16 protein-coding genes are annotated in these 15,583 nt (G+C 72.0%); 11 read left to right on the forward strand and 5 right to left on the reverse strand.

The features are described 5' to 3' along the window. The first annotated feature begins 165 nt into the window (after positions 1-165). From ABRP24_RS16300 to ald, 3 genes are all read left to right on the forward strand, one after another. A complete protein-coding gene (locus tag ABRP24_RS16300) occupies positions 166-1,128 on the forward strand; it encodes a sugar-binding transcriptional regulator (RefSeq protein ID WP_027466231.1) in 963 nt (320 codons plus the stop codon). A gap of 48 nt (positions 1,129-1,176) precedes the next feature. Beyond that, positions 1,177-2,136 (forward strand): AraC family transcriptional regulator, encoded by a 960-nt coding sequence (locus ABRP24_RS16305; protein WP_349849499.1) that lies wholly within the window; start codon positions 1,177-1,179, stop codon positions 2,134-2,136. A 141-nt stretch (positions 2,137-2,277) separates the two neighbouring features. After that, a complete protein-coding gene (ald, locus tag ABRP24_RS16310) occupies positions 2,278-3,378 on the forward strand; it encodes an alanine dehydrogenase (protein WP_349849497.1) in 1,101 nt (366 codons plus the stop codon). Between the two features lie 93 nt (positions 3,379-3,471). Here the strand turns inward: ald and ABRP24_RS16315 are convergent, their stop codons facing one another. After that, a complete protein-coding gene (locus ABRP24_RS16315; RefSeq protein WP_027466234.1) occupies positions 3,472-4,281 on the reverse strand; it encodes a tryptophan-rich sensory protein in 810 nt (269 codons plus the stop codon). 153 nt (positions 4,282-4,434) lie between these two features. On the opposite strand from ABRP24_RS16315, the gene ABRP24_RS16320 reads away from it, so the two are divergent. The 6 genes from ABRP24_RS16320 to sufU all read left to right on the forward strand — a co-directional run bounded on the left by ABRP24_RS16320 (position 4,435) and on the right by sufU (position 11,216). After that, a complete protein-coding gene (locus ABRP24_RS16320) occupies positions 4,435-5,418 on the forward strand; it encodes a magnesium and cobalt transport protein CorA (RefSeq protein ID WP_349849495.1) in 984 nt (327 codons plus the stop codon). Between the two features lie 121 nt (positions 5,419-5,539). After that, positions 5,540-7,651 (forward strand): alpha-galactosidase, encoded by a 2,112-nt coding sequence (locus ABRP24_RS16325; RefSeq protein WP_349849493.1) that lies wholly within the window; start codon positions 5,540-5,542, stop codon positions 7,649-7,651. Positions 7,652-7,751: 100 nt separating this feature from the next. Beyond that, the gene (locus ABRP24_RS16330; RefSeq protein ID WP_027466237.1) at positions 7,752-9,035 is read left to right on the forward strand and encodes a chloride channel protein; all 1,284 of its coding nucleotides are present in this window, start codon (positions 7,752-7,754) and stop codon (positions 9,033-9,035) included. Between the two features lie 95 nt (positions 9,036-9,130). After that, entirely contained in the window at positions 9,131-9,343 is a 213-nt protein-coding gene (locus tag ABRP24_RS16335) for an Rv0909 family putative TA system antitoxin (RefSeq protein ID WP_349849491.1), read from the forward strand. Between the two features lie 134 nt (positions 9,344-9,477). Next, positions 9,478-10,770 carry an aminotransferase class V-fold PLP-dependent enzyme gene (locus tag ABRP24_RS16340; RefSeq protein WP_027466239.1) on the forward strand — a complete coding sequence of 431 codons (1,293 nt, stop codon included), beginning with the start codon at positions 9,478-9,480 and terminating at the stop codon, positions 10,768-10,770. Further along, positions 10,767-11,216, forward strand: coding sequence for a Fe-S cluster assembly sulfur transfer protein SufU (sufU, locus tag ABRP24_RS16345; RefSeq protein WP_071405057.1), 450 nt, complete (start codon positions 10,767-10,769; stop codon positions 11,214-11,216). Before ABRP24_RS16340 ends, sufU begins: the two co-directional genes overlap by 4 nt. A gap of 84 nt (positions 11,217-11,300) precedes the next feature. Here the strand turns inward: sufU and ABRP24_RS16350 are convergent, their stop codons facing one another. Continuing rightward, positions 11,301-12,008: a hypothetical protein gene (locus tag ABRP24_RS16350; protein WP_349849488.1), complete on the reverse strand. Its 708-nt coding sequence runs from the start codon at positions 12,006-12,008 to the stop codon at positions 11,301-11,303. Between the two features lie 99 nt (positions 12,009-12,107). Here ABRP24_RS16350 and ABRP24_RS16355 point away from each other — a divergent pair, with 99 nt between their 5' ends. After that, entirely contained in the window at positions 12,108-12,584 is a 477-nt protein-coding gene (locus ABRP24_RS16355; RefSeq protein ID WP_349849486.1) for a GNAT family N-acetyltransferase, read from the forward strand. A 3-nt stretch (positions 12,585-12,587) separates the two neighbouring features. On the opposite strand, the gene ABRP24_RS16360 is transcribed toward ABRP24_RS16355, so the two are convergent. Both ABRP24_RS16360 and ABRP24_RS16365 read right to left on the reverse strand, forming a co-directional pair. After that, positions 12,588-13,400: a hypothetical protein gene (locus tag ABRP24_RS16360; protein WP_349849484.1), complete on the reverse strand. Its 813-nt coding sequence runs from the start codon at positions 13,398-13,400 to the stop codon at positions 12,588-12,590. An 18-nt stretch (positions 13,401-13,418) separates the two neighbouring features. Beyond that, entirely contained in the window at positions 13,419-14,471 is a 1,053-nt protein-coding gene (locus ABRP24_RS16365; protein WP_349849482.1) for a zinc-binding alcohol dehydrogenase family protein, read from the reverse strand. A 95-nt stretch (positions 14,472-14,566) separates the two neighbouring features. Here ABRP24_RS16365 and ABRP24_RS16370 point away from each other — a divergent pair, with 95 nt between their 5' ends. Continuing rightward, entirely contained in the window at positions 14,567-15,142 is a 576-nt protein-coding gene (locus tag ABRP24_RS16370; protein WP_349849480.1) for a TetR family transcriptional regulator, read from the forward strand. Here the strand turns inward: ABRP24_RS16370 and ABRP24_RS16375 are convergent. Next, positions 15,096-15,551, reverse strand: coding sequence for a GNAT family N-acetyltransferase (locus ABRP24_RS16375; protein WP_349849478.1), 456 nt, complete (start codon positions 15,549-15,551; stop codon positions 15,096-15,098). The genes ABRP24_RS16370 and ABRP24_RS16375 overlap by 47 nt on opposite strands. Positions 15,552-15,583: the final 32 nt, after the last annotated feature.

Genomic DNA, 15,583 nt, shown 5'->3' on the forward strand with positions numbered 1-15,583 from the left:
GGGGTCAGGATCGATCGTGCGCTCGTTCGACAGGGCGGGCAACTCGCGTGCACGAACGTGCAGCACACGTGTCGTCCAGACCCGACACGGCGGTCGGGAGGCGCGGCAGGGGTTGCAGAGGCCCTGCACGTCCGTGCATGGTTGCGTTCGACAGATCGGAGCACCATGAGCGATGCGGCTCAGCCCATGCGCACGCAGCAGGCGCTGCGCGCCGCCCACCTGTACTACCTGCAGGACCTGACGATGGACGCGATCGCCGACGAACTCGGCACCTCGCGCTCATCGGTGTCGCGGCTGCTGAAGTACGCCAGGGACACCGGGCTCGTCGACATCCAGATCCGTTCGCCGCTGGACCAGGCCGCTGCGCTGAGCCGGAGCATCCGCTCGCGCTTCGGGGTGCACGCGCACGTCGTCCCGGTGCCGGACCACACGAGCGACGTCGACCGGCTCGAGCGGGTCGCGCTGTCCGCCGCCCGGATCCTGACGCAGTACGTCGAGTCGAACATGGTGATCGGGATCTCGTGGGGCTCGACGGTCAGCGCGGTCAGCCGCTACCTGGTGCCGAAGACCACCCACGGCTCGACGATCGTGCAGATCAACGGCGCCGCGAACACCCGCACCACCGGCATCGTCTACGCGTCCGAGATCCTGCGCCGGTTCGGCGAGGCCTACGGGGCCTTCGTGCAGCAGTTCCCGGTGCCGGCGTTCTTCGACGACCCCGCGACGAAGGAGGCCCTGTTCCGGGAGCGCTCGATCCGCCGTGTGCTCGACCTGCACGAGCGGATGGACCTCGTCGTGTTCGGTGTCGGTGCCCCGCAGGCCCCGGTGCCCTCGCACGTGTACTCCGGCGGGTACCTCGACCCCGAGGACCGCGACGAGCTCACGCAGGCGGGGGTCGTCGGGGACGTCTCGACGGTGTTCTACCGGGCCGACGGCTCGTGGAAGGACATCGGGGTGAACGCCCGCGCCGGCGCTCCGGACCTCGACACGATCAAGCGTGCGCCGCGGCGGGTCTGCGTCGTCGCCGGGCGGTCGAAGGCGGCTTCGCTGCGGGGCGCGCTGGCCGCCGGGCTCATCACGGACCTGATCCTGGACGAGAGCGTGGGGCAGGCGATCCTGCAGCCCTGAGTCAGGACCTGACGCAGTTTGTCGGTGGTCCGTCGTAGGTTCTCGACCATGGTGCTTTCTCTCGAACAGCCCGGTCAGCGGTACTTCCGGCGGATGGTCGGCAGCGACGTCGACCAGGCGCTCGCGTTCTTCACGGGCGACTACGACTTCCGTGCACCACTGGTCCGTCGCACCCACGAGAACGCCCACTGGGACTTCGCCGGCGTCGGTGACGAGCGGATGTCCCTGCGCTCGTCACGGTTCATGGTCGACCTGCGGAGCGAGAGCCAGGTCGACGACGAGTTCCTCGTCGCCTGGATGCGGAGTGGCTCGAGCCGGATCACCACGGGCGGCGAGACGTTCGAGCTCGAGGCCGGGGTGCCGGTCGTGCTGCCCTTCGCCGAGCCGTACGCGCTGCACCACCACGACATCGCCCTGAACCTGGTGCAGCTCGACCGCGACTTCGTCCGTGCCGTGGCTGGTGACGACGACTTCGCCTTCGAACCGATGCGCCGCCCGACGGTCGACGGCATCGCGCTGTGGCGGTCGGTGGTGCGGAAGTACTCGGCCGTCTGGCTCGACGTCGAACAGGCCATGAGCCCGATGGTCCAGCACGACATCGCCGAGGCGTTCGCGATCGCGGCGATCCGGGCGTTCCCGCAGCGCAACAAGTGGCGTGCGTCGGTGTCCGGCAGCGGCCCGGAGCACGACCGCCTGCGCCGGGCGCTCGAGTTCGTGCACGAGCACGCGCGCGAAGCGATCGGCACCCCGGACATCGCGGCGGCGGCGGGGCTCAGCCCGCGCGGCCTGCAGCAGTCCCTCCGTCGGCACCTCGACCAGACGCCGGGGGAACTCCTGCGCGGCGTGCGACTCGACGGTGCCCGCACCGACCTGGTCGGCAGCGGCCTGGACGAGACGACCGTGGCCGAGATCGCGCGCACGTGGGGCTTCGGGCACCTCGGGCGCTTCTCGGCGACCTACCGCAGCCGCTTCGGGGAGCTGCCGAGCGAGTCGCTGCGCGGGCACTGACCGACTGCCGCTGCGGACCGTGTCGCCGAATCTCGTGACACGGATCGCGGCGCCGTTGTCCGGATGTTCGGCTCAGCGGTGCTGTGGGCGAATCCGGTGCTCAATGGACGGGACGAACGCACCGCCCACGAAGGAGTCAGCATGCGCATCGGCGTCCCCACCGAGATCAAGAACAACGAGTACCGCGTCGCCGCCACTCCGGCCGGCGTCGCCGAGCTCGGGTCGCACGGCCACCAGGTGCTGGTGCAGGCCGGTGCCGGGTCCGGTTCGGCCTTCACCGACGACGAGTACCGCACCGCCGGGGCCACGATCGTCGACACCGCGGCCGAGGTGTGGGAGCGTGCCGAGCTGATCCTCAAGGTGAAGGAGCCGGTCGCGTCGGAGTACCCGATGATCCGGCCGGGCCAGGTGCTCTTCACCTACCTGCACCTCGCCGCCGACCGCCCGCTGACCGACGCGCTCATCGACTCGGGCGCGACGGCGATCGCCTACGAGACCGTGCAGCTGCCGGACCGCTCGCTGCCCCTGCTGTCGCCGATGTCCGAGGTCGCCGGGCGACTGTCCGCCCAGGTCGGCGCGTTCCACCTGATGCGCACGAACGGTGGGCGCGGGCTGCTGCTCGGCGGGGTCCCCGGCACGCCGAAGGGCCGCGTGGTCGTCATCGGCGGCGGCGTCGCGGGGGAGCACGCCGCGACGATGGCGCTCGGCATGGGCGCCGACGTCACGGTGTTCGACATCAGCCTGCCGCGGCTCCGGGCCCTGGACGCCCGGTTCGACGGCCGCGTCACGACCCTGCGCTCGTCGGCGCACGCCATCGCCGAGGCGCTGCGCGACGCCGACCTGGTGATCGGCTCCGTGCTCATCCCCGGGGCGTCGGCGCCGAAGCTCGTCACCGACGCGATGGTCGCCGACATGCGGCCGGGCTCGGTGCTGGTCGACATCGCGATCGACCAGGGCGGCTGCTTCGAGGGCTCCCACCCGACCACCCACGACGACCCCACGTTCGCCGTGCACGACACCGTGTACTACTGCGTGGCGAACATGCCCGGGGCCGTCCCGCGCACGAGCACGATCTCGCTGACGAACGCCACGCTGCCCTACGCCGTCGCGATCGCTGACCGTGGCTGGGAGGCCGCGCTCGAGGCCGACCCCGCACTCGCCGCCGGCCTGAACGTGCACGCCGGCCGGGTCACGAACGCCGCGGTCGCCGCCGCCCACGGCCTGGTGGCGTCCGCGGGCTGATCGCGCGCGAGTCTTCGCGCTGAGCGACACCTCACGGGCCAGCGGCCGCGTGAGGTGTCGCTCAGCGCGAAACGACGCGCAACGCCACGCGCGTCAGGCCGCCACCGGTGCCGCCGCCCGACCCGCACGCCCGCCGACCCAGCCGGCGCGGGCACGCACCACCACGGTCACGACGACCACGGCCGCCGCAGCCACCACGGCCGCCACCGCCGTCGGCACGGAGACGAGCGGCCCCTCGAACCGGGCCACGGCGACCCACGCCAGACCCCACGCGACCGAGGCCATCGGCGCCAGGCGTCCCCGGCCCCACAGCGCGATGAGGACCCCGACGAGCCCGGCCACCGCGGCGACGACCACACCCCACGGGTCCTGCCCGAGTCCGAAGCCCCGGAAGCCCGCCGCCGTCAGCACCGCAGCGGTGTTGGCGGCCGTCGCGACGCAGACCCACCCGAGGTACAGCCCGAACGTGCCGTCGGTCAGGATCGCCTCGACGACCCCGCGGGACGGGGTCCGGCGCAGGATCGTGAACGTCCAGATCAGCACGACGAGCAGTGCGACGATGATCGGCTCGCTCGCCCACAGGAACCCGAACTGCACGGACAGGATCCACGCGGCGTTGAGCAGCAGGGAGAGCACCGCCGGCACCACCAGCCGCTCGTGCCGCTCGTCGTTCGCGGTACGGAAGAGCTGCAGCACCGCGTAGCCGATGAGCCCGGCGTAGACGACACTCCAGATCGAGAAGGCCGGGCCGTCCGGGGCGATCGCGGTGGAGGACGCCGACAGTGCGCCACCGGCGGCGTCCTGGATGGGCGTCCCACCGGCGGCGCCCGACCCGACGTACGCGCCGATGACGGCGACGACCGCGCTCACGGCCACCGCGATGCGCTTCCAGATCCTCTTCATGACAGTCCCTTTCGTCAGCATGCTGATGACCTGCACCGTAGGCGGCCGATGCCGCCGGTCGTGCAGCGCGCGTTCAGGCAGGACGCGGGGCGCACGGCGGGCGTGCCACGGGCCTCCAGGCCGGAGACCGGCCACCCTGCGTACGGTGGGCGCGTGAGCGTCGAACTGAACACCGTCTACATCGACCGGATCGCCCCGATCGCGAGTCTGTCCCTCGACGACACCTTCCGGATGCTCGACGAGCAGGGCGCCAGCGCGTGCGTCGTCCTGCACCAGCCCGACGCCGAGGAACTCGGCGACGTCGCGGTCGCTCTCGGCCTGCACGAACTCGCGGTCGAGGACTCCGCCGAGGGGCACCAGCGACCGAAGCTCGAGCGCTACGGCTCGACGCTGTTCGTGGTGCTCAAGCCAGCGCTGTACAACGACCAGCAGGAAGAGGTGGCGTTCGGCGAGGTGCACGCCTTCGTCGGTGAGACCTTCTTCCTCGCCGTCGTGAAGGCCGACCCCCGCGGCAAGCAGACCGTTCCCCGGGCGCTGCAGCGGTTGAGCGGCAAGCCCGGACTGGTGACCGTCGGCCCGCAGGCGCAGCTCTGGGCGCTGATGGACTCCATCGTCGACGGCTACGTGCCGGTGATCGACGGCCTCGAAGAGGACATCAACCAGATCGAGGACCAGCTGTTCTCGGGCGAGGCCGGGGTGTCCCGGCGCGTGTACGAGCTGTTCGGCGAGGTCGTCGACTTCCAGCGTGCGGCGCGTCCACTCGTCTACATGATCGAGAACCTGCACCGTGGCGCCGAGAAGTACCACCTGCCGATCGAGATGCAGCGGCGGTTCCGCGACGTCCTCGACCACGCGATCCGGGTGGTGGAGCGCCTCGACACGTTCCGGCAGCTGCTGCAGAACGCCCTGACCGTCGACTCGACCCTGGCGGCGCAGAAGCAGAACGACGACACGAAGAAGATCTCCGGCTGGGCGGCGATCCTGTTCGCGCCGACGCTCATCGCCGCGATCTACGGGATGAACTTCACCCACATGCCCGAACTCGGCTGGACGTGGGGGTACCCGCTGTCGATCGTCGCGATGGTCCTGTTCGCCGCGATCCTCTACGTGGTGTTCAAGGTCAAGCGCTGGTTCTGAGCCGCGCCGCGACCTGAGCCGCAACCTGAGCCGCAACCGGAGCCGCGCCGCAGCCGGATTTGCAGCGGACGGCTCCGGACCGGAAAGCTCTGACGTGCAACGACGCCGACTGGAGCCCCGCATGCCGCACGAACTCGTCCACCTGACCGCCGGTGGCGTCTCGCTCGTCCTGGACTGCCGCGACGCCGCGCTCCCCGCCGTCGTGCACTGGGGAGCGGCACTCGGACCGCTCGACACCGAGGCGCTGACGGCCCTCGCCGACGCCGACGTCGCGCCCGTCGCACCGAACGAGATGGACGACCCGGTCCGCCTGTCGGTGCTGCCCGAGCCGCACCGGGGCTGGAGCGGTCGTCCGGGGCTCGCCGGGCACCGGGACGGCGCCGACTGGTCGCCGGCGTTCACGGTGACGTCGCTCGCGGTCACCGACTCCGCGGTCACCGCCGACGCCGAGGACACCGTCGCCGGGCTCACCGTCCGGGTGACCATCGAGATGCTCGGCTCCGGGCTCGTGCGGGCCCGCGCGGGCGTGACGAACACCGCCGACGGCGTCTACACCGTCGACGACCTGACGCTCGCGATGCCGATCCCGTCGGGGGCCCGCGAGATCCTGGACTTCGCCGGCCGCTGGGGCAAGGAGCGGACCCCGCAGCGCCGCGAACTCGTCGTGGGGACCCACCAGCGCGAGGGCCGCAAGGGCCGCACCGGCACCGACGCCGCGACGTTGCTGACGGTGGGGGAGCCGGGCTTCGGCTTCGCGCACGGTCAGGTCTGGGGCGTCCACACCGCCTGGAGCGGCAACCACCGGCACCACGCCGAACGGCTCGCCACCGGCCGCCAGGTCATCCGCGGCGGCGAACTCCTGCTGCCCGGCGAGGTCCGGCTCGACACCGGTGCCACCTACGAGGGGCCGTGGGTGTACTTCGCCCACGGCGACGGCCTCGACGACCAGGCCCGACGGTTCCACCGCTGGCTCCGCAGCCGCCCGCAGCACCCGACGACGCCCCGCCCGATGACGATCAACGTGTGGGAGGCCGTGTACTTCGACCACGACCTGGCCCGCCTCGTCGACCTCGCCGAGCGTGCCGCAGCCCTCGGCGTCGAACGCTACGTGCTCGACGACGGCTGGTTCCGCGGCCGCCGCGACGACCACGCCGGCCTCGGTGACTGGTACGTCGACGAGGAGGTCTGGCCGGACGGACTCGGCCCCCTGGTCGACCGCGTCCGTGCGCTCGGCATGGAGTTCGGCCTGTGGTTCGAACCCGAGATGGTGAACGAGGACAGCGACCTCGCCCGCGCCCACCCGGAGTGGATCCTGCAGGCCGACGGTCGGCTGCCCGCGCGTTCCCGCGACCAGCAGGTGCTCAACCTGGCGATCCCCGAGGCCTTCGACCACGTGCTCGAACGGATGACGGCGATCATCGGCGAGTACGCGGTCGACGCCGTGAAGTGGGACCACAACCGCGACCTCGTCGAGGCGGGGTTCCCGGGCGGCGGCGCAGCGGTCCACGAGCAGACCCTCGCCGCGTACCGGTTGATGGCGACGCTCGGCGAGCGGTTCCCGTCCCTGGAGATCGAGTCGTGCTCGTCGGGTGGCGGTCGGGTCGACCTCGGCGTCATCGAGCACACCGCGCGGGTGTGGGTGTCCGACGACATCGACCCACTCGAGCGCCAGCAGATGCACCGGTGGACGCAGCAGCTCCTGCCGCCGGAGCTGCTCGGGTCGCACATCGCGAGCGGCCGGAACCACACGACCGGTCGCGTCCACGACCTCGCCTTCCGTGCCGGCACGGCGCTGGTCGGGCACCTCGGCATCGAGTGGGACCTGGCCGGCGCGACCGCCGACGAGTCCGTGGCGCTCACCGAGTGGATCGCGCTGTACCGCGAGCTCCGCCCGCTCCTGCACGGCGGTGACCTGGTGCGGTCCGACGAGGTCGACGACGCGCGGCTCGTGTACGGCACGGTCGCGCCGGACCGGCAGCAGGCCGTCTTCTTCCTCGCCGGCATCGGCCGCTCCGAGGTCTCCGGCACCGGCCGGGTCACCTTCCGCGACCTCGACCCCGACAGGTCGTACCGCGTCGACCCCGTCATCATCGGCGACGGCCACGACCTGGTGCGACCGGACTGGTGGTCCGGCCCGCGGGTGTTCAGCGGCCGGGTGCTCGGCACCGTCGGCCTGCAGCCACCGCTCATGCCGGCCGACTGCGTGGTGCCGTTCCGGGTGACGGCCGTCTGACGGCGGGTGGTCGGGGCGCCCGCCCTGGAGGCCCGTCCCGCGTCCGGCGGGCCCGTCGCGGTCCGTCATCGGGTGCGTCCAGCCCGTTAGGCTTCCGGTCATGCCGCACTCCGGACACGCGACCCCGGTCTGGGCCCTCAAGCTCGCCGTCGTCACCGCCCTGGTGGGCGTCTCCGGCGGCATCGCCGGCATCGCGGTCTGGCTCGCGCTCCAGCTCATCCAGTTCGTCGCCTTCGGGTACGGGTTCGGCGGGCACCTCGAGGCCGCCGACGCACCGTCCGGCCTGAACCGGTTCCTCGCGCTCACCGCTGCCGGCGTCCTGACCGGGTTCGCCTGGTGGGCGCTCCGTCGGTGGGGGCGCTCGATCGTCTCGGTCACCGCGGCCGTCGACGGCAAGCGGATGCCGGCCCTGGCGACGCTCGCGAACGCCGGCATCCAGATCCTGGCCGTGGGGCTCGGCGCGTCCATCGGCAAAGAGGTGGCGCCGCGCGAGGTCGGGGCCTGGCTCGCCCAGCTCGTCACCCGTCGTGCGGGGCTGACCGCACGCGAGACGAAGATCCTCGTCGCCTGCGGTGCCGCGGCCGGCCTCGCCGCCGTGTACGACGTGCCCCTCGGTGGCGCGCTGTTCGCGGTCGAGGTCCTGCTCGGGGAGATCAGCTTCGCGACCGCCCTGCCCGCCTTCGCCACGAGTGCCGTCGCCGCCATCACCGCCCGGCTCGTGATCCCGGACGAGGTGCTGTACCACGTGCCCGCGATGCACCTCTCGCCGTCGCTGCTCGTCTGGGCGGTCGTCGTGGGACCCGTGCTGGGCCTCGCCGGGGTCGGGTTCGTCAAGCTGACCAACCGGCTGCAGGGCATCGCCCCGAAGGGCTGGCACCTGCTCGTCGTGCTGCCGGTGGTCTTCGCGATGGTCGGGCTCATCGCGATCCCGTTCCCGGAGATCCTCGGCAACGGTCGGGCGCTCGGCCTCGTCGCGATGAACACCACGCTCGACGACGCCTCGTTCGCCGGCCTCTCGCCGATCGTGCTCCTGCTGCTGCTCGGTGTCCTGCGGACCGTGACCACCTCGGCCACCATCGGGGCCGGTGCGGTCGGTGGCACGCTGACCCCGTCGATCGCGATCGGTTCGGCGATCGGCGGTGGCCTGGGCGGTGCGTGGCTGCTGCTGTGGCCGGCCGACGGTCCGAGCCTGGCGGCCTTCGCCTTCGTCGGTGCGGCGGCCTTCCTCGCCACCACCATGCGGGCGCCGTTCACCGCCCTCGTGCTCGTCGTCGAGTTCACCCAGCAGGGCACCGACATCCTCGTGCCCTCGTTGCTCGCGGTGTCCGGCGCGGTCGCCGTCGGGTACGTGCTCGCCCGCCGCCGCAGCGCCCAGATGGTGTGAAGACCCCGAGCGTTCCGGTACGGACGGGTGCCCGGCGGCCTACTGTCGGCGCCAGGACGGAGCGACGGGCTCCGCACCGAGACGAGGAGCAGCCGATGGTGGGGTTCGACGACATCACGAAGAAGGCCCAGGAGTTCCTGAAGGACGGCAAGGTCCAGGACGCCCTGCAGAGCGAGAAGGCCGAGGGCGTCAGCGACAAGGTGCTCGGCGGCGTGGCCGACGCGGTCAAGAAGGCCACGGGCGGCAAGTACGACGACAAGATCGACGGTGCCCGCGACGCTGCGGACAAGAAGATCGGCAACGAGTAGCGAGCAACGTGCACGGCCCAGGACCCGGCGTGGTCCTGGGCCGTCGCCGTGCCGACTGGACGTGGTCGGGAACAACGGACACCATGGACGGGTTGCTCCGGACAGCAGCACCAGGAGGACGAGACGTGACAGTCGTGGCGCCGAACCAGCCGCTCACCGAGACCGAGGTCGAGGCGATCAAGCGGGACTTCCCGATCCTCGCGCAGGACGTGAACGGGCAGCCGTTGGCGTACCTGGACTCCGGGGCGACGGCTGAACGCCCGCGCCAGGTCCTCGATGCCGAGCGCCGGTTCCTCGAACACGACAACGCCGCCGTCCACCGCGGGGCCCACACGCTCGCGGCGCTCAGCACCGACGCCTACGAGGACGCCCGCGCCACCGTCGCCGGCTTCATCGGCGCCGCCGCCCCGACCGAGGTGGTGTGGACCGCGAACGCCACCGACGCGCTCAACCTCGTCGCCTACGGCATGGCCAACGCCAGCCGTGGCCGCGGCGGTGCCGACGCCGAGCGCTTCCGCCTGGGCGCCGGTGACGAGATCCTCGTGACCGAGGCCGAACACCACGCCAACCTCGTGCCGTGGCAGGAGCTCGCCGCGCTGACCGGTGCCACCCTGCGCTGGATCCCGGTCGCCGACGACGGCACCTGGACCGCCGACGACGCCGCGGCCCTGATCACCGACCGCACGAAGGTCGTCGCGTTCTCGCACGTCTCGAACGTCACCGGGATGATCGCCCCCGTCGAGCAGGTCGTCGGTCTCGCCCACGCCCGCGGCGCTCTCGTGGTGCTCGACGCCTGCCAGTCCGCACCGCACCGTCCCCTCGACGTGCAGCAGCTCGGGGTCGACTTCGCCGCATTCTCCGGGCACAAGATGCTCGGCCCGAACGGCATCGGCGTGCTCTGGGGCCGTGCCGAGCTGCTCGACGCCCTGCCGCCGTTCCGCACCGGTGGCTCGATGATCACCACCGTGACGATGGAGGGCTCCGAGTTCATGCCGGCGCCCGAGCGGTTCGAGGCCGGCACACAGCCCGTCTCCCAGGCGGTCGCCCTCGCCGAGGCCGTCCGCTACCTGCAGGGCATCGGCATGGAACGTGTCCGTGCCCACGAGGAGCACCTGGCCCGCCGGATGCTCGACGGTCTGGCAGCAGTGCCCGGCATCCGCGTGGTCGGCCCACCCGCCGGCGTCCCACGCTCCGGCCTGGTCGCGTTCGACGTCGACGGCGTGCACGCCCACGACGTCTCGCAGTACCTCGACGCACAGGGCATCGCCGTGCGTTCCGGCCACCACTGCGCCCAGCCGCTGCACCGCCGCCTCGGACTCGTCGCGACGAGCCGGGCGAGCACCTACGTCTACACGACCGAGCACGACGTCGACCGGTTCCTCGCAGCCGTCGCCGAGGTCCGCGACTACTTCGGAGCGACCGCGTGAACGCCCTCGACAGCCTGTACCAGCAGGTCATCCTCGACCACGCGAAGGCGCGTCACGGCGACGGTGCGATGCCCGACGCGGATGCCTCGCACTTCGAGCGGAACCCCACGTGCGGCGACGAGATCACGGTCAGCCTGCGGCTCGAACCCGGCACCGACCGCATCGCCGGGCTCGCCTGGCAGGGCGACGGCTGCTCGATCTCGATGGCGTCGGCGTCCGTCCTCACCGACATGGCGGTCGGCCGCACCGTGCCCGAGTTCCTCGCACTGACCGAGGAGTTCCGCACCATGATGCGCTCGCGCGGCGTCGGTGAGCCCGACGAGGACGTCCTCGAGGACCTCGTCGCCTTCCACGGCGTCTCCAAGTTCGTCATGCGGGTCAAGTGCGGCATGCTCGCCTGGGTCGCGGCGGAAGCCGCTGCGCGCGAGGCGACCGCGTCCCGCTGACCCGGGTGCGGCTCGCGATCGCGACCACCGGACAGTCTGGAGGCGCGTTGCGGGCCCGCCCCGCGCCTCCCGTCCGCCGCACGGTCAGCGGCAGACGTCCTGCGATGCCGCCTTCGTGTCGTTGATGACGATCGTCGTCACGATGTCCTCAGCGCCGGAAGCGCCACCCGTGGTGTCGAAGTGCAGCCAGTGGCCATCCGTGGTCGGTGCCACGTACTCGCGGTAACCGCCGATCGGTGGCTCCCACGTGTCGATCGTCTTCTCGAGCCCCGGGTACGCCGCGCGCACGTCGTCGGCGGTGGAACCGAGCGCGATGCCCGTGGACGTCAGCACGGGCGACGAGAACGCGCCGGGGTCGGTTGCCTGTCCCGCAACGCGGACGTAGCGCACACCGGGCCCGGAGTCGTCGGACGTGACCAGGATCCGGTACCCGGACCCGCTGGGGGTGGACAGGTCGGCGGACTGCCACTCCCAGAACGTCGGGCAGCCGCTCGACGGCTGACGCGAGAACCCGGCAGCCGGCAGCACCGTGCCGACGTCCGTGGCACCGAGCTGGACGGGGCCGAAGGACGCGTCGCCGAAGACCCAGCTCGCGGGGCCGGTCGGGCTGGACGACGGCCGGACGCTCGTCGGCGTCGGGGTCGATTTCGGGGTCGTCGTCGGCGTGACGGCCGTCGCACTCGTCTGCGTGGGGCTCGGCGCGCTCGGCGCGGACGCTGTCGCGCAGCCAGCCGCCCCGATGAGGAGCGTGGCGATGCCGACGGTGAGGATGGTGGTGCGGAGCGTGGTCATGATTCTCCCTTCACCTTGCAGTGTCGTCGTCCGGGCGATCCTGACGGCCGTCGGCGCGGACCGATGGCGGTCACGAGTACGAGCACGAGGATGGACCACGTGATCGTCGAGACAGCGCATCCCGGCTCGGCCGGATCCGACGCGATCGTGCGGGCCTACCTGACGGAGGTCGCGTCGCGGTGGTACGGGCGCGTGGCGGCGTCGGCCGAGGTCGACCGGGCGCTCGACGAGGAGCCGTACGACGACCTGCAGGGGGACTCCGGGGTGTTCCTCGTCGCCGCCGACGGGGGAGCCGTGGTCGGTTGCGCCGGTGTGCGCTTCGTGGGTGCCGTCGGCGAGCTGACGAAGGTCTTCACGCTGCCCGAGCACCGCGGCCGAGGCGTCGGTTCGACGCTCCTGCGCCACGTCGAGGACGTCTGCCGGGGACGCGGGATCACGTCGTTGCGGCTGGACACCCGCGCCGAGCTCGCCGAGGCATGTGCGCTCTACGAACGGCTCGGCTTCGTCCGGGTCCCGCCGTTCAACGACGACCCGTACTCGGACCGCTGGTACACGAAGTCGCTCGCTCCGGAGTAGCGGTCAGGCGATGACGCCGATCTCGCGGAGCGCGTCGCCGACGGTGATGCGCTCGCCGCGTTCCTGCGCCCGTGCCCAGCGGGACTTCGCGAGCGCGACGGCGTCGTCGTCGAGACCGAGGAGTTCGTAGAGGCCGTCCAGCTCTCGGGGAACGAGGTCGGCGAGCGGCACGGGGAACTTCCGTTCGGGGCTCGCGTAGCCCTGCTGGGCGAGCTGTTCGAGCATCTCCGGGTCGGTCTCTCGCTGTTCCATGAGCAGGACGACGGTTCGTGACCTCGTCCCCATGAGGAAGGCGGACCGCACGTTCTCGTCCGGATCGGTCGCCAGCGTGATCTCGACGGCGAGGGGGAGGTCCTCTTCGCACGCGAGCTCCCAGCGCTGCGACGCGTCCCCGTGGATCGCCGTGAGCATGTCCGGGTGGACGCCGAGGCCGCGCTGGCCGCGCTCCGGTCGCAGCGAGGTCGGGCGGGAGCCGTCCCCGACGCGGGCCGTGGGGAAGCCGACACCCGTGTACGCGGTGTGGGCGATCGGCAGGAACTGGAGCGCCTGGTGCAGCGCGGTCGCGGCGTCCTGCACCGCCGGAGCGGTCACGTCACCGTCGGCGGCCGCGATGGCGGTGGCGTAGTCGGACAGTGCGGTGTGCTGCTGGTCGATCGCCAGTGCGAACATCTCCTTGCCCCTGGCGGCGTCGCCGAGGAGCCGCGGGTCCAGGTGCAGCGTCACGGCGCTCGGGTCCTGCAGGTGCCCCCGCGGCGTGCCACCGCCCGACATCGTGATCTCGAACGTCTCGTCGTCTTGCTCGTGGGCATCGGTCACGTCGCTGACGCTACCGGCTCAGGGGAGCGTGACGACGAGCTTCTTGGCAGAGACACCCGCGCGGAGCTCGGCGAGGGCGTCCGGGATCGCGGCGAGTCCCGATCCGACGACGGATGCGGTCGGGGTGGCGCGGTACCGACCGGTGCGGAGCGCCTCGGGCAGGAAGTCGCGGTAGATCGCGGGGCCGACCTCGGACTCCGTCGGGCGGCCGCCCCAGATCGCGGTGACGTGGACCCCGTGTCGGCGCTCGAGCCGCGCGCGGATCGTCGTCACCGGCGTCGGGTACGCCGACGCGAGCCGGCCGGAGCCGGTGGCTGCCCGGACGATCGGGAGCGTGCGGGTCAGCGAGCCCTGGCCGAACGCGAGGGTGCCGGCGAGCTCCCGGTCGGCGAGTGCCTGGAGTATGCGGCGTGCGGCACCGTCGTCGCGGTAGTCGAACACGGCTTCGGCCCCGAGGTCCTGCACGAACGCGTGGTTCTTCGGGGATGCGGTGCCGATCACGGCGTGCCCGGCGGCGCGGGCGAGCTGGACGGCGTTGGCGCCGACGCTCGTGGACGCACCCCACACCAGGACGACCCCGTCGCGGTCAGCCGCATCGGCCGTCGGGAGCGACAGCGCGAGCTGGTCCGGTTCGAAGAGCCCGGCCGCGGCGGTCGAGACGGCGAGCGGCAGGACCGCTGCCTGCTCGGCGGGCAGGGCGTCCGGAACCGGGGCCGTCACACGCTCGAGCAGCAGGACCAGGTGCTGGAAGGCCCCTTCGGCAGCGCTGTTCCGGTGCTGCTCCTGTCCCGCGGCGTGCCCGACGACCCGGTCGCCGACACGGAACCGCTCGACGCCGGGACCGATCGCGACCACGGTGCCGGCGACGTCCGAACCGAGGACCGCGGGGAACCGCAGCTTCGGGTACACCAGGTGCCGGAAGAGCCCGCCGACGGCGTCGACCGGGTTGACGGCGACGGCCTCGGCGCGGACGACGAGTTCGCCGGGGCCGGGGTGGGGGACCGTGGCGGGCCCGACGGCGAACCGCCCGGTCGACGTGGTCCAGAGTGCTGCGTTGCCCGATGACGACATGGTGTCCCGATCTCTTGCTCGTAGTGGGTCATGACACGACGTGTCATCACCGAGTCAATCATGACACGACGTGTCATCACCAGTACTCTTGCCCCATGCGCTGGTCACCGGATGCCCGAGGGCGACTCGAGCGAGCGGCGTTCGAGCTCTTCGCCGAGCAGGGCTACCAGGCGACGACCGTGCCGCAGATCACCGCACGGGCCGGCCTGACGACCCGCACCTTCTTCCGGTACTTCGCCGACAAGCGCGAGGTCATCTTCGCCGGCGACGAGATCCCCGATCTCGCCCGGGCCGCCATCGGGGGCGCGCCGGCCGGGATCGACCCGCTCGACATCGTGGTGCGCGGCCTCCGTACCGTCGCCGACGAGCGGTTCGAGGGGCGGCACGGTGAGGTCGGGTCGGTGCGGCGGCTGGTGCTGTCCGAGTCCTCACTGCGGGAGCGCGACGCCCGGAAGCGTGCCGACCTGACGGACGCGGTGCGCGGGGCCTTCGTCGACCGCGGGCTCGATCCGTCCGAGGCAGCGGTGATCGCCGAGACGACCGTGATGCTGTTCCACCTGGCCCTCGAGTCGTGGCTCACCGGACCGGCCGAGCGCCGGATGGCCGACGTCGTCGACGAGCAGCTCAGTGCACTCCGTGGGGTGCTCGATCGGCGGCCCGCAGCGTCATGAACACGTCGACGCCGTCGTCGGTGTCGAGCACGAAGCCGTGGCGTTCGTAGAGTCGGCGGGCAGGGCTGCCCACCAGCACGTTGAGCCGCGTCGGGCCGTCGTGGGGCTCGTCGAGGACGGCGCGCAGCACCGTCGACCCGACTCCACGGCCCTGGACGTCGGGTGCGAGGTAGAAGTGCTCGACCCAGCGGACGTCGTCCTCGACCCGCACGGTGACCGACCCGATGTCGCGGCCGTCGACCACGACGACGCGGGTCAGCTCCGGCTGGAACGCGTCGCGGAGGCGCTGTCGGACGCGCGTCTCGTCGAACACCCCGAGCCGCGTCAGGTCGTCGCGCAGCACCACGGCCCGGAGCTCGACGAGCCACTCGAGGTCCTCGGTGGTGCTGTCCCGCAGTGCGACGTCCATCCACTCAGCCTACGAACCCCGGCGCACCGTCA

The sequence above is a fragment of the Curtobacterium sp. WHRI 8282 genome, assembly GCF_040223925.2.
Taxonomy (GTDB): Bacteria; Actinomycetota; Actinomycetes; order Actinomycetales; family Microbacteriaceae; genus Curtobacterium; species Curtobacterium flaccumfaciens.